This window comes from Pseudomonas sp. PME37.24/006, assembly GCF_055556635.1.
In genome coordinates, this window is the sequence record NZ_JBVHNL010000210.1 from 1 (window position 1) to 255 (window position 255).

Consider the following 255-nt stretch of genomic DNA (forward strand, 5'->3'; position numbering starts at 1 on the left):
GTACACGCCCGGCATCAACGGTTGGCTCGGGGTGATTACCATGGTCTTGGGATCATCCGAACCCGACACTTTGGCCGCCATCTTCATTGGCGAAGCATGGTTCATACCTGGCATGCTGGTCATCAAGAGGCTGGCGCCGGAGAACTGCTTGGAGAGATTTTCCGAGAAGTGCAGTTCGATCTTTTCCGGCGCACTCACTGTCGAGTTGTCTTCAGGGGTCGAGCCAAGCAGCTTCGGGTGAGCGAATGCTGCGGT

At 56.9% G+C, this 255-nt stretch carries 1 protein-coding gene; it reads right to left on the bottom strand.

The genetic code is table 11. The annotated features are described in order from the left end of the window. Positions 1–255 (bottom strand): copper resistance CopC family protein (locus ACZ3GY_RS24440; protein ID WP_465912380.1); only part of this gene is annotated, 255 nt, incomplete at both ends.